Annotated in this window: 20 protein-coding genes and 1 pseudogene; 16 read left to right on the top strand and 5 right to left on the bottom strand. The window is 50.0% G+C overall.

All coding sequences use genetic code 11. From position 1 onward, the window contains the following. The 4 genes and pseudogenes from tuf to WCN91_RS06855 all read left to right on the top strand — a co-directional run bounded on the left by tuf (nt 1) and on the right by WCN91_RS06855 (nt 4,158). Nucleotides 1-1,185, top strand: coding sequence for an elongation factor Tu (gene tuf / locus WCN91_RS06870; protein WP_342677552.1), 1,185 nt, complete (start codon nt 1-3; stop codon nt 1,183-1,185). 812 nt (nt 1,186-1,997) lie between these two features. Then, nucleotides 1,998-2,414: pseudogene (locus WCN91_RS06865) on the top strand (DDE-type integrase/transposase/recombinase); the annotation flags it as partial. Nucleotides 2,415-2,600: 186 nt separating this feature from the next. Next, complete coding sequence (locus tag WCN91_RS06860) at nt 2,601-3,533, top strand: restriction endonuclease (protein WP_342677550.1); 933 nt, start codon at nt 2,601-2,603, stop codon at nt 3,531-3,533. A 361-nt stretch (nt 3,534-3,894) separates the two neighbouring features. Continuing rightward, nucleotides 3,895-4,158 carry a hypothetical protein gene (locus WCN91_RS06855; protein ID WP_342677548.1) on the top strand — a complete coding sequence of 88 codons (264 nt, stop codon included), beginning with the start codon at nt 3,895-3,897 and terminating at the stop codon, nt 4,156-4,158. A 379-nt stretch (nt 4,159-4,537) separates the two neighbouring features. Here the strand turns inward: WCN91_RS06855 and WCN91_RS06850 are convergent, their stop codons facing one another. Next, nucleotides 4,538-5,002 carry a PaaI family thioesterase gene (locus WCN91_RS06850; protein WP_342677546.1) on the bottom strand — a complete coding sequence of 155 codons (465 nt, stop codon included), beginning with the start codon at nt 5,000-5,002 and terminating at the stop codon, nt 4,538-4,540. A 251-nt stretch (nt 5,003-5,253) separates the two neighbouring features. Here WCN91_RS06850 and WCN91_RS06845 point away from each other — a divergent pair, with 251 nt between their 5' ends. From WCN91_RS06845 to WCN91_RS06820, 6 genes are all read left to right on the top strand, one after another. Beyond that, complete coding sequence (locus WCN91_RS06845) at nt 5,254-5,784, top strand: DUF924 family protein (protein ID WP_342677544.1); 531 nt, start codon at nt 5,254-5,256, stop codon at nt 5,782-5,784. Nucleotides 5,785-5,905: 121 nt separating this feature from the next. Then, nucleotides 5,906-6,523, top strand: a complete 618-nt coding sequence (gene lexA / locus WCN91_RS06840) for a transcriptional repressor LexA (protein WP_342677542.1) — start codon at nt 5,906-5,908, stop codon at nt 6,521-6,523. Between the two features lie 317 nt (nt 6,524-6,840). Beyond that, the gene (gene coxB, locus WCN91_RS06835; RefSeq protein ID WP_342677540.1) at nt 6,841-7,974 is read left to right on the top strand and encodes a cytochrome c oxidase subunit II; all 1,134 of its coding nucleotides are present in this window, start codon (nt 6,841-6,843) and stop codon (nt 7,972-7,974) included. Further along, nucleotides 7,971-9,545 (top strand): cytochrome c oxidase subunit I, encoded by a 1,575-nt coding sequence (ctaD, locus tag WCN91_RS06830; RefSeq protein ID WP_342677538.1) that lies wholly within the window; start codon nt 7,971-7,973, stop codon nt 9,543-9,545. Before coxB ends, ctaD begins: the two co-directional genes overlap by 4 nt. After that, nucleotides 9,546-10,088, top strand: a complete 543-nt coding sequence (locus tag WCN91_RS06825) for a cytochrome c oxidase assembly protein (RefSeq protein WP_342677536.1) — start codon at nt 9,546-9,548, stop codon at nt 10,086-10,088. Nucleotides 10,089-10,106: 18 nt separating this feature from the next. Next, entirely contained in the window at nt 10,107-10,982 is an 876-nt protein-coding gene (locus WCN91_RS06820; RefSeq protein ID WP_342677534.1) for a cytochrome c oxidase subunit 3, read from the top strand. Here the strand turns inward: WCN91_RS06820 and WCN91_RS06815 are convergent. Further along, nucleotides 10,882-11,184, bottom strand: coding sequence for a DUF2909 family protein (locus WCN91_RS06815; protein ID WP_342677532.1), 303 nt, complete (start codon nt 11,182-11,184; stop codon nt 10,882-10,884). The genes WCN91_RS06820 and WCN91_RS06815 overlap by 101 nt on opposite strands. Nucleotides 11,185-11,213: 29 nt before the next feature. On the opposite strand from WCN91_RS06815, the gene WCN91_RS06810 reads away from it, so the two are divergent. From WCN91_RS06810 to WCN91_RS06790, 5 genes are read left to right on the top strand one after another with little or no spacing between them, the layout of a single operon-like run. Further along, a complete protein-coding gene (locus WCN91_RS06810) occupies nt 11,214-11,945 on the top strand; it encodes an SURF1 family protein (protein WP_342677530.1) in 732 nt (243 codons plus the stop codon). Continuing rightward, nucleotides 11,932-12,435 carry a transmembrane cytochrome oxidase associated protein gene (locus WCN91_RS06805; RefSeq protein WP_342677528.1) on the top strand — a complete coding sequence of 168 codons (504 nt, stop codon included), beginning with the start codon at nt 11,932-11,934 and terminating at the stop codon, nt 12,433-12,435. The genes WCN91_RS06810 and WCN91_RS06805 overlap by 14 nt, the downstream gene beginning before the upstream one ends. Before the next feature lie 10 nt (nt 12,436-12,445). After that, on the top strand, nt 12,446-13,435 hold the full coding sequence (locus WCN91_RS06800; RefSeq protein ID WP_342677526.1) for a COX15/CtaA family protein: 990 nt from the start codon (nt 12,446-12,448) through the stop codon (nt 13,433-13,435). Between the two features lie 18 nt (nt 13,436-13,453). Beyond that, the gene (gene cyoE, locus WCN91_RS06795) at nt 13,454-14,362 is read left to right on the top strand and encodes a heme o synthase (protein ID WP_342677524.1); all 909 of its coding nucleotides are present in this window, start codon (nt 13,454-13,456) and stop codon (nt 14,360-14,362) included. Further along, on the top strand, nt 14,352-14,957 hold the full coding sequence (locus WCN91_RS06790) for an SCO family protein (RefSeq protein ID WP_342677522.1): 606 nt from the start codon (nt 14,352-14,354) through the stop codon (nt 14,955-14,957). Before cyoE ends, WCN91_RS06790 begins: the two co-directional genes overlap by 11 nt. On the opposite strand, the gene WCN91_RS06785 is transcribed toward WCN91_RS06790, so the two are convergent. Beyond that, nucleotides 14,935-15,990: a polysaccharide deacetylase family protein gene (locus tag WCN91_RS06785; protein WP_342677521.1), complete on the bottom strand. Its 1,056-nt coding sequence runs from the start codon at nt 15,988-15,990 to the stop codon at nt 14,935-14,937. The two genes, WCN91_RS06790 and WCN91_RS06785, sit on opposite strands and share 23 nt — an antisense overlap. A gap of 42 nt (nt 15,991-16,032) precedes the next feature. Here WCN91_RS06785 and dinF point away from each other — a divergent pair, with 42 nt between their 5' ends. Beyond that, nucleotides 16,033-17,304 (top strand): MATE family efflux transporter DinF, encoded by a 1,272-nt coding sequence (gene dinF / locus WCN91_RS06780; RefSeq protein WP_342677566.1) that lies wholly within the window; start codon nt 16,033-16,035, stop codon nt 17,302-17,304. Here dinF and WCN91_RS06775 read toward each other — a convergent pair. Together WCN91_RS06775 and nfuA are read right to left on the bottom strand one after the other, a co-directional pair. Beyond that, nucleotides 17,249-17,545, bottom strand: a complete 297-nt coding sequence (locus WCN91_RS06775) for a hypothetical protein (protein WP_342677519.1) — start codon at nt 17,543-17,545, stop codon at nt 17,249-17,251. The two genes, dinF and WCN91_RS06775, sit on opposite strands and share 56 nt — an antisense overlap. Further along, on the bottom strand, nt 17,523-18,098 hold the full coding sequence (nfuA, locus tag WCN91_RS06770) for a Fe-S biogenesis protein NfuA (RefSeq protein WP_342677517.1): 576 nt from the start codon (nt 18,096-18,098) through the stop codon (nt 17,523-17,525). Before nfuA ends, WCN91_RS06775 begins: the two co-directional genes overlap by 23 nt. Nucleotides 18,099-18,161: the final 63 nt, after the last annotated feature.

Genomic DNA, 18,161 nt, shown 5'->3' with positions numbered 1-18,161 from the left:
ATGGCAAAAGAAAAGTTTGAACGCGTAAAACCGCACGTAAACGTTGGTACAATCGGCCACGTTGACCACGGTAAAACAACTCTAACTGCAGCAATCACTAACGTACTTGCAAAAGTATACGGTGGTACAGCAAAAGACTTCGCATCAATCGATAACGCTCCAGAAGAGCGTGAGCGTGGTATCACCATCTCAACTTCACACGTTGAGTACGACACTCCAACTCGCCACTACGCGCACGTTGACTGTCCTGGACACGCTGACTACGTTAAAAACATGATCACTGGTGCTGCTCAAATGGACGGCGCTATCCTAGTAGTAGCTGCGACTGACGGCCCTATGCCTCAGACTCGTGAGCACATCCTACTTTCTCGTCAGGTTGGTGTACCTTACATCATCGTATTCATGAACAAATGTGACATGGTTGACGACGAAGAGCTACTAGAGCTAGTAGAAATGGAAGTTCGTGAACTTCTTTCTGAGTACGATTTCCCAGGTGACGACCTACCACTAATCCAAGGTTCAGCTCTTAAAGCGCTTGAAGGCGAGAAAGAGTGGGAAGACAAGATCATCGAGCTTGCAGAAGCCCTAGATACTTACATCCCAGAGCCAGAGCGTGACATCGATAAGCCATTCATCATGCCTATCGAAGACGTATTCTCAATCCAGGGTCGTGGTACAGTTGTAACTGGTCGTGTTGAAGCTGGTATCATCAACGTGAACGACGAAGTTGAAATCGTAGGTATCAAAGAAACTACGAAGACAACTTGTACAGGTGTTGAAATGTTCCGTAAGCTTCTAGACGAAGGTCGTGCAGGTGAGAACATCGGTGCCCTTCTACGTGGTACTAAGCGTGACGAAGTTGAGCGTGGTCAAGTACTAGCAGCTCCTGGTACAATCAAGCCGCACACTAAGTTCGAATCAGAAGTATACGTACTTTCTAAAGACGAAGGTGGCCGTCACACGCCATTCTTCAAAGGCTACCGTCCACAGTTCTACTTCCGTACAACTGACGTAACTGGTGACATCCAACTACCAGACGGCGTAGAAATGGTAATGCCTGGCGACAACATCAAGATGACTGTTGAACTAATCTGCCCAATCGCGATGGACGAAGGTCTACGTTTCGCGATCCGTGAAGGTGGTCGTACAGTAGGTGCTGGTGTTGTAGCTACAATCGTTGAGTAATCAACGATATAGCTAAAACGCTAAAAAAGAGGTCGCTTCGGCGGCCTTTTTTTATGCGTGAAAAACCTTATAGGCCAGCTTCACGGCCGTGAGTTGTAGGTCAGGCTTCAGCCTGACAATCCCTGTATCTCCCCACACAGCCTTTTAAGCAACTCTACTTACCTTTTCAATTAAAACTCCCCACAGCTCTCTGTGGTGCGATCTTGTCGCGTTGACGACGGCAACCAAAGGGCGGTTTACGCCAACCACCCCTTGGAAACCCAAGGCGCCCCAACATTGCATAATTTCATCAACGAGTTACGAGAAATGAACGTAACCAACAGGCACAGCGCATCCCTGCTCTGGGCCTGTTTTCGCCAGCGTCCTGCTGGCGATTACTCTTCTCGTATCTCGTTTCGGATGCAATGTAAGGGGATAGGGCTGACACATCTGTGTTCTTGAGGTGGGTTGGAATTTGTGGCTGTGGGCGAGGCTTTAGCCTTGCATTGGCTATCACTAATTTATCGTTGAATCCTGATTCCTGTTCGTGATGATTATCAATCGTAGGCCACTCGTCGCCCCGCTTTGGAAACTCCGCGAACCCATAATTCGCTAATGCTTACGCACTCGGATTTTTGCTAAACGCTTCGCTTAGGCTGCGACACGATTTAGCGGCACTTCCCTGTGCCGATAAATCTAGCTCGGCGTCGTGCCTTGCTGTCTTAGCCACGCGCCGCAGCACAAGCCGATTTCTTCAGCGCGAATTTAAACGGGAAATCAGCTGATACATCTGTGTTAGACAGCTGCATTTGAACGATTGTGAATTAGGGTTTATAGGTTGGCGTGTATCAACAACAATGCACACAGAACTTATTCTTGATGCATTAGAGCAAGCTATTTGGCACCGTGGCAAGCCCGAGGGGTTAATTCACCACAGCGACAGAGGGAGTCAATATTTGTCTATTCGATACACTGAGCGACTTGCTGAAGCTGGAATTCAAGCGTCTGTAGGCAGTGTGGGTGACTCTTATGACAATGCATTGGCTGAAACAATTAATGGCTTATTTAAAACAGAGGTTATTCGCAGAAATGGCCCGTGGAAGAATGTTGATGCTGTTGAATACGCAGCGTTAGAGTGGGTTAATTGGTTTAATAATCAACGCCTCTTATCTTCAATTGGGTATATTTCACCAGCTCAATATGAAACAGACTACTATGATAATTTAAACGAGTCAGGTAAAGTGGTCTGACTTAAACAAACTGGTCTCCGATGAACTCGGGGCGATTCATTGTTTGGCGACGTTAGAATACCACCAACAGGCAGTTGATCGTCTGTCACCCATTAACCATGAGTGGTGCACTTATTATCTGAATTCGGGCGTAATTGTTACAATAGCTCTACCTGTATTATTTATACCGATAGGAACTTATTTTATATGGATATACCTAAAACAATCTCAATGAGAATAGCTATGCTAGCCAAAAAGGATAAGAAGGTTTCTGATTTGTGCGCAAGTTTTATATCAGAAAAGTATAACCCTGATGTAAAGGACTTTTGGGGTAATGTATCTGTTTGGCTTAAGTATGTGGCTAAAGGACTTGAGCTGCAATCAGCTTTAAAAAATGAATACGGTATAGAAGAAGAGTTTAACTGGGGAGAATTTGATAAGTACCCTCACTGTACAATAGCAGAAGGTGCTTTGAGACAATATACAAAAGCTATTTTCATAAATGATTTTAAAGAGTTATCAGCTAAATGCCGTCAGTTGTCTTACAGGAATGAATTTGGTGAAATCGAAAGAGAAGATTTTATAAATTATCTTGTGGGGAAATATATTAATTCAAGGGTAGAGGCTCCATTACGTGCTTTCAAACAGTTTTTGACGGACTACTGTGATAAAGAATGGGTTATAGCTCTGGATATGTCGGAGCTGTATCGTGAGAATATAATGATGGTTTTAGATATTGTTAGGGAAGATGCCTCTGCTTGTGAGAATGAGCCTGATGATCCATATGAGTATGAAAAGATAGTAGCCCACCAACTTTGTGAACTGGGGTGGACTGCGTATTCTACTTCTGGTAGTGGCGATCAAGGAGCAGATGTTGTTGCCGAAAAATATGGTTTGAGGTTTGTTATTCAATGTAAGCTGTATAGCCAACCTGTAGGAAATAAAGCTGTTCAGGAGGTATCTTCTGCAAGAGATTACTATGAAGCGTTTGGTGCCGCAGTTGTAACAAATAATGACTATACAAAGTCTGCTAAGCAATTGGCTGAAAGCCAGGACGTATGGCTTCTCCATGATAGCATGCTCGATGAGTGGAGTTACGCTGTAGATCAAATGATTGAAGCGCTTGATGGCGAAGATTAACTTTGGCTAGGGTCTGTTGATCTTTGTTGTACATATTTTGCTTAGCAATGCGTCGGCAGCCACATTATTGAAAATACCGGTGACAGAGGGCGTTCAGAAATATTAAGGTGGGAGTCCAGTTTGGTTTGTTCTGGTGCCTTCTATATTACGTAGCCTTATTGGTGGTATTTTTAAATTAGCCGTTAAATATCCAATACCTGCGTTAGTCATAGTAGTAATTGTTTTAATTGCTGGTAATTCATAAACACATAACAAGACCTTAAAGTCGGATTCGTAACAGTTTGCTCAGTTTCACTTCGTTTCATATTTTAGCAAACTGCTCACCGCTTAAGGCGGCGTTATACATTTCATAGAGGCTCATATGATTATCCAATTTAAGTGGTCAAATGCAAACTATCTTGAAGCTGGTAAACAAGCTGAGTTTGAAAAAGCAGTTAGAGACGATTTAAATTTAGAATCTGATGATAGAGCAAAACCATGTCATACCGGAGATTTGCTCGTTGATCTTAGTGTTGCAGGTCTATCGCTGAATAAAGTGGTTGGCAACGTTAAATGTAATTGCGGAATCAGCTATTTAATTATTGATGGTACAGTAAATCAAAATATTAGTTACAGCAGGGTCTGATAGACACTGCATGTATAACAAGCACCATCAAAAACGGGTCCTATGGACGCTCGACTCGCAACAAGTTGCTCCCGTTTTGATTCGCGCTGTAGAAATCGGCTTTTGTTGTGGAGTGTGCTAGAGACAGCGAGATAGGGATATCGAGCTAGGTTTACCGAGGTAGGACACCTCGTTAAACCTTGTCGAAAGCAAAACGAAACGCTTAACAAAAGCTTGAGTTCGGAAGCATTAGCGAATCCCGGGTTCGCGGGGTTTCCAAAGGGGGAGTCGAATCACTCCCTCTTTGGTTGTTGTCGCCAACGCGACAAAATCTAAAATCGAAGCGCCTTTCGCAAGGCTAAAGCCTCGCCTACAGACAAGGTGCAGAAACAATCCCGCATTAAAGGCCGGTGCCCTTTGATCGCTTCTCCACCACCGCTGCGGTCATCCTTGAAATACAACACAAATCGCCCGCGCTGTTATAAATCTTAATCTCCCACACGGAAGAGCGGCCGCCGATATGCACGGGTTTGGTTACGGCTTTGAGGGTACCGGTGCGTGAGGCTTTGAGGTGGTTGGCGTTGATCTCCTGGCCGACGCAGTAGTATTTGCTGGTATCGACAACAAAGTTGGCGGCGTAGCTGGCGACGGTTTCGGCCAGTACCACGTAGGCGCCGCCGTGGACTATGCCCATGGGGTTGTAGAGCTCGTTGTCGATTGGCATGGTGGCCACCAGGTAGTCGTCGCCGATTTCGCTGATTTCAATACCGAGTTTGGTCATCAAGGTGCCTTTGCCGCCGACGCCGAGGTCTAGTTGGCGGCAAAGATCAAAATCGATTTCCTGTGCCCAAATACGTGTGCTCATGCTTACTGCTCCTTATGTGGCAAGGTCTGTGAATGCTCGGGTGTTGCTCACGATGGCAACCTGGCTCACATAATGCTGCACATGCTCCGGCATCTGCAAGTCTTTTACGATGGTTAGCTTGCGCAGGGAGGGAAGAGCGGGCGGCTGTATCTGGGGTTGTGAGCAAAAATATCGCCTCCTTGTCATCATCCGAACCCCTGAATTGACTAGACTGTTTGTAACGGCTTAAGGGTTAATGCGCAGGAGAGGTTATGGACTTTCAATCCGTGTATGATTTTTGGTTTTATCAGTGCCAGCCAGAGGATTGGTTTAAAAAGAGTGAGGGGTTCGACGCTCAAGTCACTGAGTTGTTTGCCGAAACCCACCGCGCTGCCAGTCGGGGTGAGCTGTATCAATGGCGTCGAAGTGCCAAAGGGGCGCTCTGTGAAATTATCGTGCTGGATCAATTCTCCCGTAATATATATCGCGATACCGCCAGCGCCTTTGCTCAGGATGCGCAAGCCCTGTGTCTGGCTCAGCATGCGCTAGAAAAGGGTTACGATCTGCTGCTAACCGAGCAGGAGCGTAGTTTTTTATATATGCCTTATATGCACAGCGAAAGCACCGCCATTCATATACTTGCCGAGCACCTGTTTCGACCTTTGGAGAGTTATTCCTATGAGCTGGCCCGTAAGGCTATTATTGACCGCTTTGGTCGCTACCCCCATCGCAACGCCATACTCGGGTGTCGGTCGCCCCCCGAGGAGCAAGCTTTTCTGGAGACGCCCAGCAGTGGCTTTTAACTTGTCGCTGTGGGGCTAAAGAGGAGAGGGGGCGACTTCCGTAAATTCCCTGATTTTATTTGCGATTTTCTGACAACTGTATATACTCACAGTTAAATGTACTGTATGGAAAACCAGTTGTATGCGCCCTTTAACTAATCGCCAATCGCAAATTTTAGAGCTGATCAAAGTCTTTATTAAAGATACCGGCATGCCGCCAACGCGCGCCGAAATTGCACAAACATTAGGTTTTCGCAGTGCCAATGCTGCCGAGGAGCACCTTAAGGCGCTGGCCAAAAAAGGGGTGATCAGAATGAAACCCGGTGCCAGCCGAGGTATTCAGCTGGTTGAGGAAGAAGAGCCGGAGCAATTAGGCCTGCCGTTAATCGGTCGCGTTGCCGCCGGTGAGCCTATTTTGGCGCAGGAACATATCGAGAGTCATTGCCAAATCGACCCCATGTTGTTTAAGCCGGCGGCGGACTATCTGTTACGGGTTAATGGCATGAGTATGAAGGATATAGGTATTCTTGATGGCGACCTGCTGGCGGTACATCGTGCTCAGGTGGCCGAAAACGGTCAGGTGGTGGTGGCCCGAGTGGGTGACGACGTAACCGTGAAACGCCTGGAAAAGGCCGGCCGCAAGGTTTTACTGCATGCGGAAAATGAAGAATTTGCTCCTATCGAAGTCGATTTAGAACATGAATCTTTTGATATTGAGGGCTTAGCGGTTGGTGTAATTCGAAACGCCGACTGGATGTAGGTTTTATTTGGTATTTTGGCCCCCGATACGCCGTTTATTGGGGGTTTTACGACGCTTTTCTCCCTTCTTTCACTGTTAGCTAACAGTTTGAATATTCCACAAATATTTATTTAAAAAAGCAAAACAAAAACGCTTCATTTCTTGCTATTCGTTCAAATCTTGACTAATTGGTTAGATTACAGGCTTTGCTGGTTGCTTTTTAATCGCTTTGTGTAAAGTAAATGTAATCGGCCAGTTCTAAGCATAATAATAATGAAGATTGGCTAGCAGTAATTGCCTCTTCTCTTTTTGCGTTGCGCGTTTTAAGGAGATGGTACATGAAGCAGCTGTGCTCCCTCATGTTGCTGTGTCTGTTTGCCCCGCACTTGGCTTTTGCAAATAGTGATTATAATTTGCGCCCAGGGGTGACGGATATCAGCGAGAATGTTTACCAGTTACACATGACGATATTTATAATCTGTTGTGTGATTGGGGTGATAGTGTTCACTATCATGTTTTGGGCCTTACTAAGGCACCGTAAGTCAAAAGGTGCGCAGCCCGCATCTTTTCACGAGAGCACTAAGGTCGAAATTATTTGGACCGCAATTCCCTTTCTTATCCTTATCGGCATGGCGGTACCTGCGACCAAGACCTTGATTGCCATGGAAGATACCAGCAAGGCCGATATCACCATAAAGATCACCGGCTCGCAGTGGAAGTGGCATTACGAGTATATGGGCCATGATGTGGGCTTTTATTCCTTACTGGCCACGCCACAGGAACAAATTCAGAACGCTCAGAAGAAAGGCGAGAACTACCTTCTTGAAGTGGATAAGCCACTGGTGATCCCAACCGGTAAAAAAGTACGCTTCCTGATGACCTCGGACGATGTTATCCATTCCTGGTGGGTGCCGGACTTTGCGGTGAAAAAAGACGCCAACCCAGGCTTTATCAATGAGGCCTGGACCAAGGTTAACGAAACCGGTATCTATCGCGGCCAATGTGCCGAGCTGTGTGGTAAAGACCACGGCTTTATGCCCGTGGTAGTTGAGGCCAAGGCACCGGCGGAATTCGATACCTGGCTGGCAGGGCAAAAACAGGCTGTGTTGGACCAAGCCCAGGCCGATGCGGCCTTGCTTGACCAAACTCTATCAAAAGACGAGCTGATGGCTCTGGGCGAGCAGGCTTATATGGCCCGCTGTGCCGCCTGTCACCAACCCACAGGTTTGGGCCTTGCCGGGGTGTTCCCTGCTATCAAGGGCAGCCCAATCGCAACTGGCGAAATTAAAGATCACATCGATATTGTGGTGCACGGTAAACCAGGCACCGCCATGCAGGCATTTGTTAGCCAGCTCACACTTAAAGAGCTAGCGGGTGTTATCACCTATCAGCGTAATGCGTTCGGTAATGACACCGGCGATGTTGTGCAACCAAGTGCAATTCAGGCCTTTATTGATGGGGAAGAACAATGAGTACAGCCGCTGCGACACATGAACACCACGGGCCTGCAACTGGTATTAAACGCTGGCTCTTTACCACGAACCATAAAGACATAGGCACGCTTTACCTGCTGTTTTCGTTGCTGATGTTTTTAACCGGCGGTGCCATGGCCATGGTGATCCGCGCCGAACTGTTCCAGCCGGGATTACAACTGGTTGATCCGCACTTTTTTAACCAGATGACCACAGTCCATGGTTTGATCATGGTCTTCGGTGCGGTAATGCCGGCCTTTACCGGCCTGGCTAACTGGATGATCCCCATGATGATCGGGGCACCGGACATGGCCTTGCCGCGCATGAATAACTGGAGCTTCTGGATCCTGCCCTTTGCCTTTGCCATTTTGTTAGCCTCCCTGTTTATGGAAGGAGGCGGCCCGGCATTTGGTTGGACCTTCTACGCGCCTTTGTCGACCACTTACAGTAACGACAACACAGCGCTGTTTGTATTTGCCATCCATATCATGGGGATCAGCTCCATTATGGGTGCCATTAACGTCATAGTGACTATCGTCAACATGCGCGCGCCGGGCATGAAGTGGATGAAACTGCCGCTGTTTGTGTGGACCTGGCTTATCACCGCCTTCCTGTTGATTGCGGTAATGCCGGTGCTGGCCGGGGCGGTGACCATGGTACTGACGGACAAATACTTCGGCACCGATTTCTTTAATGCCGCCGGTGGTGGCGATCCCGTGATGTTCCAGCATATTTTCTGGTTCTTCGGTCACCCCGAGGTGTACATAATGATCTTGCCGGCATTTGGTATTATCTCCACCATAGTGCCCGCCTTCTCGCGCAAAAAACTGTTTGGCTACTCCTCCATGGTGTATGCCACCGCGTCCATCGCCTTGTTGTCTTTCATTGTGTGGGCGCACCATATGTTTACCACCGGCATGCCGCTCGCTGGTGAGCTCTTCTTTATGTACTCCACCATGCTGATATCCGTGCCCACCGGGGTCAAGGTGTTCAACTGGGTGGCAACCATGTGGCGCGGCTCCATCAGTTTTGAAGCGCCCATGATGTTTGCCATCGCCTTTATTGTGCTCTTTACCCTGGGCGGTTTCTCCGGCCTGATGCTGGCCATTACGCCGGTGGATTTCCAGTACCATGATACCTACTTCGTGGTGGCGCACTTCCACTATGTGCTGGTAACTGGCGCTGTGTTCTCCATTATGGCCGCCGCTTATTACTGGCTGCCGAAATGGACCGGGCATATGTACAGCCCCACCTTGGCGAAGTGGCACTTCTGGATGTCCTTAATCAGCGTCAATGTGCTTTTCTTCCCCATGCACTTTGTTGGCCTTGCGGGTATGCCACGCCGTATCCCCGACTATGCGCTGCAGTTTGCCGACTTTAACGCCATTATCAGTATCGGCGGCTTTGCTTTTGGCCTGTCGCAGCTGCTGTTTGTTGCTGTGGTGTTTAAGTGCATTAAGGGCGGTGAAAAAGCGCCGGCTAAGGTTTGGGACGGAGCCGAGGGCTTGGAATGGCAGGTGGCTTCACCAGCGCCTTATCACACCTTTGAAACGCCGCCCGAGGTGAAATAAATGAACCATATGCCGCTGTTAAGAAAGCTGTTATTAGGCACCCTGGCCATGTTCGCCTTTGCCTTTGCGCTGGTGCCCTTGTACGACGTGTTCTGTGATGTCACCGGCCTTAATGGCAAGCCTTCCATGGAGCAGGCGCAACAAAGCGAGCGGGTGGATAACAGCCGTGAGGTTACCGTGAGCTTTACCACTCATGCCCAAAGCGGTGCGCCCTTTAAGGTCAGCGCCCAGCAGCAGTCTGTGGTGGTTAAGCCCGGCGAGATGAGCCTGGTGACCTTTGCGGCAGCCAATACCAGTGATCAAGCCCGAGTGATGCAGGCTATTCCGTCTGTCTCTCCGGGTTTAGCGGCAAAATATCTACATAAACTGGCTTGCTTTTGCTTTGACCAGCAAACCCTGCAAGCCAACGAAAAACAAGAATATCAATTAAGATTTTATGTCGATCCGGCGTTGCCCCCCGAGTACGAGGAGCTAACGCTGTCATATACGCTTTTTGATATCAGCGCCAAGCATCCCGAGTCGTTAGTGGCGTCGGCGCGATAACCCAAATGAGGCATGAATATGAGTGAAGAGTATCAAAAGTACTATGTGCCGGCGCAAAGTCCCTGGCCGATAGTCGGTGCGGTGGCGCTGTTCTTTATTGCCGCCGGTGCGGGCTTAACCGTGATGCAAATGGGGCAGGAAAGCAGCCATGGTCATTATCTGTTATTTGCCGGTATTGCCGTGTTGTTGTATATGCTGGTGGGCTGGTTTCGTAATGTGATCAACGAATCCCACGGCGGTCTCTACTCAATGCAAATGGACCGCTCCTTCAGACAGGGCATGAGCTGGTTTATTTTCTCCGAGGTGATGTTCTTTGCCGCCTTCTTCGGCGCGCTGTTTTACGCCCGTATGCTGGCGGTGCCTTGGCTCGGTGGCGATGGCAATAATGTGATGACGGGCGAAGTGTTATGGCCTGAATTCACATCGGCATGGCCGCTGGAAAGCACCCCAGGTGGCACAACAACCCAGGCCATGGGCTGGCAGGGGCTGCCACTTATCAACACCATTATCCTTTTGGTGTCTTCGGTGACCTTGCAGTTTGCGCACACCGCCATTGAAAAAGATAAGCGCGGGCCACTGACGCTCTTTTTGCTATTAACCGTCCTTTTGGGGCTTAGCTTCCTTGGCTTGCAGGTTTATGAATATATACACGCCTATCAGGACTTAGGGCTGAAGCTGGATTCCGGCATTTATGGCAACACCTTCTTTATGCTAACCGGCTTTCACGGCCTGCACGTAACCCTGGGTACCATAATGCTTATTGTGGTGTTTATCCGGGTATTAAAGGGGCACTTTAGCAGTGAAAAGCACTTCGCATTTCAGGCAGCGGCCTGGTACTGGCACTTTGTAGATGTGGTGTGGTTGTGCCTGTTTGTATTTGTGTATGTGTTGTGATCGGTGATGGATTAAAGCGCAGCAGACCAAACTGCTGCGCCAGCAAAATAATAATAAGTACAAGGATGCACAGGGCGATGCGTTTGCCCAAATAGCGCGACATAGGCACCTTGTTATCGGATTTTATCATCGCCAGTAAGGCGCGGAAAAGGGTGTAAATGACGGTCAGCAAGAGCGCAATAATTATAATTTTAATAAGCAAGATACGGATACTCCGAGGTTGGTGGTTGAGTGTTTACAGCTAAGCTTAGCGCAATTTTATGGATAGGGCTGGTTATCCTCGCGGTAACTGTTTGTACTCGCTTGGGTTTTTGGCAGCTTGAGCGGGCAGAACAAAAACAGCAAAGACAACAGCTGCTGGATTCCTGGTCGGCTCAGGGGGTTATGCCTTTAACCAAGGCGCTGCGCTATATCGAAAGCGAAGATGCCACAGGTTTGCAGGTACGCTTTGATGCTCAGCTGCAGAGCGAATACTGGTTGCTGGACAATCAGGTGTATCAAGGTCGGGTCGGTTATGATCTGCTGGTACTGGCCTTGGCGCCAGGCTCCAGTAACTGGCTGTTGGTCAATCTGGGCTTTGTGCCAGCACCGAGCCAGCGCAATGAGCTGCCCACTATAGCCTTGCCATCAGAGCTCACCCTGACTCAGGCCTTGGTCAAGGAAGGCCCACTGGCACAGTTCACCCTGAGCGAAACCCTGGTGGAGCAGGGCTGGCCCAAACGTATTCAAGAAATCGTCATCACCCAGATGAGCGAGCAAACCCGCAAACCCATTTATCCCTTTATGGTCTATGCCCAAGATGCCATTGATGGCATAGGCGCCACCCCTCATTACCAGCCGGTCACCATGTCGGCTGACAAGCACAAGGCCTACGCCTGGCAGTGGTTTTTAATCGCCCTGGCGGCCCTGGTGATTGCTTTAAGTGCCTATTGGCGAGCAAGGAGAACGCATGCAGCTACCTAAACCCCTTATGTTATTTATCGGCTGCTTTTTGCTGCCAATTGTTGCCGCTGTGGCGGTTTTATATTTCGGCTGGTTGCCCGGCCATAAGAGTAATCAAGGGCGGCTGATGAGCGAGCAGGTGGAAGTGAGCGACTGGCAGCAATTACCACCATCGCCCTGGACCATAGCCCTGGTGAATACCGAGCCCTGTCAGGGCTGTGCGCAGCAATGGCAGGACCTGCAGTCGCTCTATGTGGCTCTGGGTAAAAACAAAGACAAGGTGCGTATTGCCGTGTTGGGCGAAGCAGCAGCAAAGGCGCAAGACATGCCCAGCATTCATATTAACAGCGCTCCGGCACAGCTTAATGCCGGCAGCCTGTATTTAATCGACCACCATGGTTTGGTGGTTCTGGAGTATGACTTTGCTCCACAAGCCGACGCCAATCGTTTGGTACACAAGGGATTGTTGAAGGACTTAAAAAAACTACTTAATTATGCTCGTAGCAGTTAAAGAGGCCAGTATGACAAAAAACTATAAATTTCTGGTGTTAACTACGGCTTTATTGGCCGTGTTGGTGGTGGGTCTGGGGGCCTATACACGATTGAGCGATGCTGGGCTGGGTTGTCCCGACTGGCCCGGCTGTTATGGCTTTTTAACCGTGCCCGATAAGGCCCACGAAATCGCCGCGGTGGAGGAAAACTTTCCCGGTATGGAACTGGATCAGGGTAAAGCATTGAAGGAAATGGTGCATCGTTACTTTGCCGGCACCTTGGGGCTGTTGATCCTCGCCATTGCTTTGTATGCCTGGCGCTATGGCAAGCATGTCCGTATGCCGGTGCGGTTGCCCACAGTGCTTTTGCTCTTGGTGATCTTCCAGGCCATGTTGGGTATGTGGACTGTGACCATGAACCTGCAGCCGCTGGTGGTGATGGGTCACCTACTCGGTGGTTTCTCCATCGCCAGCCTGTTATGGCTCTTGTATTTACGTAACCACAGTCGCCCTGTGCCCGGTGGCGACCCAGGTGCTAGAGCATTGCAGGGCTGGAGCATGGCGGCTCTGTGCATGGTAGTGGTGCAGATTGCCTTAGGGGGCTGGCTGGCAGCCAATTATGCCGCCGCCCATTGTGTTGGCTTTCCCTTGTGTGAAGGCAGCGAGGCCTTTTCCCTGGCCGAGGTATTCCATTTGCCTATGGAGCATGCCAATTATGAGTATGGGGTGCTCTCCTACGAGTCGCGCATGTCCATTCACTTGCTACACCGCTTTGGCGCCCTGATAACACTCTTGATTGTCGGCGCGGCCATGTGGCGGGTGTTTAAGGGCGCCTATTCGCGCACTATTAAAAATGCGGCCTTAGCGGTCGGTGCCGCTTTGGCGACCCAGCTTACTTTGGGTATCGCTTTGATCTATATGCAGATCCCCTTGTTGATGGCGCTGGCCCATAACCTGATGGCTCTGCTCTTACTGCTGACCCTGGTGCGGTTGTGCTATTTACAAAAACGAAAATGTTAGGCGCAAAGGAGAAGAATTATGAGTAAAGCAATAACCTTAACACCCTCTTTGGCGCGCTCAACAAGCTGGCGCGATTATCTGGCCATGTGCAAGGGCAAGGTGGTGCTGATGCTGGTGCTGACCGCCTGGGTTGGCCTGGCCTTGGCGCCGGATATGGGGCGATCCTGGGTGCTGCAGCTGATCAGTTTGCTCGGCATAGGTCTGTTATCGGCGGCGGCGGCGGTGGTCAATCATATTGTCGACCGCGAAATAGACTCCAAGATGGCGCGTACCCGCCATCGTCCGGTGGCCCAGGGTAGGGTCAGTGAAGGGCGAGGCTTTGCCTTTGCTGCGCTGATTGGTGGCATTGGCTTTGTTGCCTTGGTCGGAGCCGCTAACTGGCTGACCGCCTTGTTAACCCTGCTGGCCCTGGTTGGTTATGCCGTGGTCTACACCCTGTTTCTGAAGCGGGCAACGCCGCAAAATATCGTCATTGGTGGTTTGGCCGGTGCCATGCCGCCCTTGTTGGGCTGGGTGAGTGAAACCGGGCAGCTGGCCGCCGCTCCTTGGCTTTTGGTGATGATTATTTTTGCCTGGACGCCGCCGCACTTCTGGGCTCTGGCCATTGCCCGTGAAGCGGATTACCGCCGCGCCAATATTCCCATGCTGCCGGTGACTCATGGTATCGATTTTTGTAAAACCTGTGTGCTGGGTTATACCGTGCTTTTGGCTCTGGTCTGTGTGTTGCCCTATCTGATTGGTATGTCTGGGCTCTTCTATCTGCTGGCGGCATCGGCGCTTAACCTGATGTTTATCGCCTATGCCTGGCGCTTAAAGCGCGAGCCTCAACATCAATCGGCAATGCGTGTTTTTAAGTTCTCTATCTTGCATTTAATGTTACTCTTTGTCGCATTATTTATTGATAAGTGGGTATTTTATGTCGCTTAAGTGGTGGCTGATTGGGGCGCTTACAAGCTTGACACTGGGTTGCACCAAGCCGGAATTGCAGGTGGAGGCTCTAGTGTATGAGCAGCCGCGGGAAATAAATGCCTTTAGTCTGGAAGATCAGCATGGCGAGCGAGTCGGTGTGGCCGATTTACAGGGGCAGTGGGATCTGCTGTTTTTAGGCTATACCAGCTGCCCGGATGTCTGCCCTATGACGCTGGCGAAACTGCGCCAGGTCGAGACACAGGTAAAGGAACCTGACCTGAATGTGTGGTTTATATCTGTGGACCCAGCGCGGGATACGGCGGCGAAACGCCGCCAATATATCACCTACTTTAATCCTCAGTACAAGGCGGTTTCTGCCCCGCACCAGGATCTCTATCCTTTTGTGCAAAACCTGGGGTTGATGTATGCCATTAGCGAGCAGCAAGAAGGTGACTACCTGGTGGATCACAGTGCTTCCGTGGTGCTGGTGGACCCGCATGGGAAGATCCGCGCCATCTTTAAGCCGGAATTTGCCGCCGGCTCGGTACCCACCATAAATACCGAGGTCATGGTACGCGAGCTAAAGGCTATTATTGACTATTACCCCGGTTAGTCTCATCTTGGGTGATCACCCAAGGTTGGGAGAACCACAAATAGCGCCCCGATTTATGCAGCGATGGGGCGGTGCAGTTATAGCGGGCGCGGCCGGGTTTTAAATCCTGCTTAGCCTGCACTGTCACGCGCTTGCCATCCAACCATTTGATCTCGGCTTGCCCCTGGCCGGAGACATAACAAGCAAACTGCTTGTTATGAAAGCCCTTTTCGGCAAACTCCAAGGTCACCATAGGGCGAAGTTCGGCGGTTACAGTGTCGCTATAGTCGATGTTTGCTAGGGCAAATGGCAGGGACTCCAGCTTGGTCGCCAGGGTGTCCAAGTCGGCATAAAAACCAGAAGCTGGAAAGCGTGGCAGGCGGGTAAAATCATTGCCCGGGCCCATGGCACCTGAGTGTTGACCTATGCCTGTATAGCCTAACTCTTTCACCACCTCTTGCAGTGCCTTATCGAATTCGCCATAAGGGTAGGCCAGGTATTTCAGGCTGTAGCCAATTTCCTCTTCGATGCGCTTTTCCGCATGGGTGAGATCGGCTTTAATGCGGCTGCGCCATTGCTCTTCGCTTTCTCCTTCAAGGCGATGATGAAGATAATCGTGACGGCTGCTGTGGTTGGCGATCAGGGCGCCTTGTTTACTGAGCTCCTTGAGCTCTGCCCAGGTCATCACATAGCCTTTTTGTTCGTCGATCAAGGCTGGATTCACAAAAATCGTGTAGGGGTAGCCAAACTCCGCCAGTATGGGAGCGGCCTGCTCGATATTATTGTCGTAGCCGTCATCAAAGGTGATGGCCACAGTTTTATCGTCAAACGCTTGCCCTTGCTGTAAGCCATTGAGCAATGTATCCAGAGCAACGACCTTAAATTCATGCTGCTGCAAATACTGTAAATGGGCACGAAAGGTGTCGGCTTCGACACTGGTTACCTTGGGCAGGGTTTTACTAACGTGATGATACTGTAAAATAACCGCAGCCTGGGCAGAGGCGCCATACAGGGCGCATAAAGAGAAGAGCAAATGGGACAATTTTCTATACATAACAACACTCACCATAAAAGCTTATTGCTGCTTGCCGGGCCCATGATTCTATCTAATATCACGGTGCCTTTACTAGGCCTGGTTGATACCGCGGTTATCGGCCACCTCGGCAGCGCCCATTATTTAGCAGGAATTGCCTTGGGTGCAACGGTTATTTCCATCTTGTTTTGGCTCGCCGGATTTTTGCGTATGAGCACTACCGGGCTTATCGCCGCCGCTTTTGGCGCCGAAGACAAGCAGGAACTGGTGCAGGCGCTGCAAAAAAGCCTGCTGCTGGCACTGGCGGTGGCGTTGCTCTTGTTATTGCTGCAAAAACCTTTGGGGTCGCTGATGGCACTGCTTGCCGATGCTTCGCAGCCAACCATGGAGCAGGCCTTTAATTATTTTTATATTCGTATTTATAGCGCCCCAGCGGCCTTGGCAAATCTGGTGCTGCTGGGCTGGATGCTCGGTGTGCAATACGGGCGTGGGCCATTTTTACTGGTGCTGCTCACCAATGTGGTCAATATTGCTTTGGATATTCTCTTTGTGGTCGGCTTTGGCTGGGGTGTTAAGGGCGCGGCGCTGGCCTCGGTGATCGCCGATTACTGCGCTTTGGCCTTTGCCTTGTGGTTGGTATCTCGTCTGTTTGCCAAGCTAGAGTTGCACTGGTGTTGGTCCTTCGGCGCCCGCTTGCTGCAACTGGGTTCCTTGCTGCGCCTCAATGGCGATATTTTTCTGCGCTCCTTAATGTTGCAGCTGTGCTTTAGTTTTATGACTTTTTACGGTGCCCGCTTAGGGGATGTGGTGCTGGCCGCCAATGCGGTGCTGCTGAACTTTTTGCTCTTGATCAGCTTTGCTATGGACGGCATTGCCTATGCCGCCGAGGCCAAGGTGGGGCAGGCGCGTGGGGCGCAATCCGTGCATCGAATTAGAATGTGGGTAAGTATTAGCTTACAGTGGGGCACTTTATTTGCAGTGCTTTACGCCTTGGGATTCTATATTTTTGGGGAGCAGGTAATACGTTTACTTACCGATGTGCCTGAGGTGAACAGCCTGGCTATCGCCTATTTGCCCTGGCTGGTGCTGATGCCGCTTATTGCTATGAGTTGTTTTTTATTCGATGGCATTTTTGTTGGCCTGATGCGCGCCAAGGATATGCGCAATACCATGATGTTGTCTGCCTTAGTGGGCTTTTTCGGGGTATTTTTGTTAACTCAGGGCTGGGGGAATCATGCCCTGTGGGCGGCCATGAGTGCCTTTATGGCGCTGCGCGGTATTAGTCTGGCGGTGCGTTATCGTCAACTGGTAAAGGCGGATGCGTTGCTGCAATAACCTGAGCAAAGCGATTGGCAAAAATGCCGAGATAACCCCAGATGGCGAAAAATAATGCCACTGCGAGCAACAAGAGACCGGGAATTTGCCACCAGGGCTGATAAAAGTAGCCGAGGGCAATAAAGGCGACGGCAAGAGCGAAGAGGCCGAGGCCAATAAGGAAGCGTTTGAGGCTGCGCTTGGGCTCTGAGCCCAAGCGGTAGATCAGCGCCGCAAACTTAGTAGTAGGAGTGGTCGCCACGGTTGTGTTCGGTAATATCACGCACACCGGTGATTTCGCTGAATTTAGCGATCATTTCCTTCTCGATACCCTCTTTTAGCGTGATATCGATCATAGAACAACCATTACAGCCGCCACCAAACTGCAGCACGGCAATGCCTTCGGCTGTGATTTCAACCAATTGTACCTGGCCGCCGTGGTTGGCAAGCTGAGGGTTTACCTCGGTTTGCAGCATATGATCAACCTGCTCTTCCAGCGAGGCATCGTCTGATAGCTTACGGGCCTTGGCATTAGGTGCCTTAAGGGTCAATTGTGTGCCCATTTTATCGGTTACGAAATCGATTTCCGCTTCTTCTAGAAAAGGCGCACTTTCTTTGTCTACTACCGCATCAAAACCGTTGAAGTTAAGACGAATGTCATCTTCTTCAACCGCATCGGCCGGGCAGTACGACACGCCACATTCGGCTTGAGAGGTACCAGGATTGACAACGAATACACGGATATTGGTGCCATCTGCTTGTTCTGAAAGCAGTTTTGCAAAATGACTTTGCGCGGTTTCTGAAATTGTGATCATAGTAACAACACTATACTTGACTGTTTTACTCGGTTAATGGCTATGATACTCCGCTCGTCGCGT

Origin of the sequence: Pseudoalteromonas qingdaonensis (assembly GCF_038739665.1) — a bacterium.
Taxonomy (GTDB): Bacteria; Pseudomonadota; Gammaproteobacteria; order Enterobacterales; family Alteromonadaceae; genus Pseudoalteromonas; species Pseudoalteromonas qingdaonensis.
The sequence above is the reverse complement of the archived record's forward strand: the minus strand, read 5'-3'. Positions and strand labels throughout refer to the sequence as shown.

Excerpts from the sequence above, each read along its gene's own strand:
- WCN91_RS06855 (WP_342677548.1), top strand. The coding sequence starts at position 3,895 with ATGATTATCCAATTTAAGTGGTCAAATGCAAACTATCTTGAAGCTGGT.
- WCN91_RS06785 (WP_342677521.1), bottom strand. The coding sequence starts at position 15,990 with ATGTATAGAAAATTGTCCCATTTGCTCTTCTCTTTATGCGCCCTGTAT.
- WCN91_RS06805 (WP_342677528.1), top strand. The coding sequence starts at position 11,932 with ATGCAGCTACCTAAACCCCTTATGTTATTTATCGGCTGCTTTTTGCTG.
- dinF (WP_342677566.1), top strand. The coding sequence starts at position 16,033 with ATGATTCTATCTAATATCACGGTGCCTTTACTAGGCCTGGTTGATACC.
- ctaD (WP_342677538.1), top strand. The coding sequence starts at position 7,971 with ATGAGTACAGCCGCTGCGACACATGAACACCACGGGCCTGCAACTGGT.
- nfuA (WP_342677517.1), bottom strand. The coding sequence starts at position 18,098 with ATGATCACAATTTCAGAAACCGCGCAAAGTCATTTTGCAAAACTGCTT.
- WCN91_RS06790 (WP_342677522.1), top strand. The coding sequence starts at position 14,352 with ATGTCGCTTAAGTGGTGGCTGATTGGGGCGCTTACAAGCTTGACACTG.
- WCN91_RS06800 (WP_342677526.1), top strand. The coding sequence starts at position 12,446 with ATGACAAAAAACTATAAATTTCTGGTGTTAACTACGGCTTTATTGGCC.
- WCN91_RS06820 (WP_342677534.1), top strand. The coding sequence starts at position 10,107 with ATGAGTGAAGAGTATCAAAAGTACTATGTGCCGGCGCAAAGTCCCTGG.
- lexA (WP_342677542.1), top strand. The coding sequence starts at position 5,906 with ATGCGCCCTTTAACTAATCGCCAATCGCAAATTTTAGAGCTGATCAAA.
- tuf (WP_342677552.1), top strand. The coding sequence starts at position 1 with ATGGCAAAAGAAAAGTTTGAACGCGTAAAACCGCACGTAAACGTTGGT.
- coxB (WP_342677540.1), top strand. The coding sequence starts at position 6,841 with ATGAAGCAGCTGTGCTCCCTCATGTTGCTGTGTCTGTTTGCCCCGCAC.
- WCN91_RS06845 (WP_342677544.1), top strand. The coding sequence starts at position 5,254 with ATGGACTTTCAATCCGTGTATGATTTTTGGTTTTATCAGTGCCAGCCA.
- WCN91_RS06825 (WP_342677536.1), top strand. The coding sequence starts at position 9,546 with ATGAACCATATGCCGCTGTTAAGAAAGCTGTTATTAGGCACCCTGGCC.
- WCN91_RS06860 (WP_342677550.1), top strand. The coding sequence starts at position 2,601 with ATGGATATACCTAAAACAATCTCAATGAGAATAGCTATGCTAGCCAAA.
- cyoE (WP_342677524.1), top strand. The coding sequence starts at position 13,454 with ATGAGTAAAGCAATAACCTTAACACCCTCTTTGGCGCGCTCAACAAGC.
- WCN91_RS06850 (WP_342677546.1), bottom strand. The coding sequence starts at position 5,002 with ATGAGCACACGTATTTGGGCACAGGAAATCGATTTTGATCTTTGCCGC.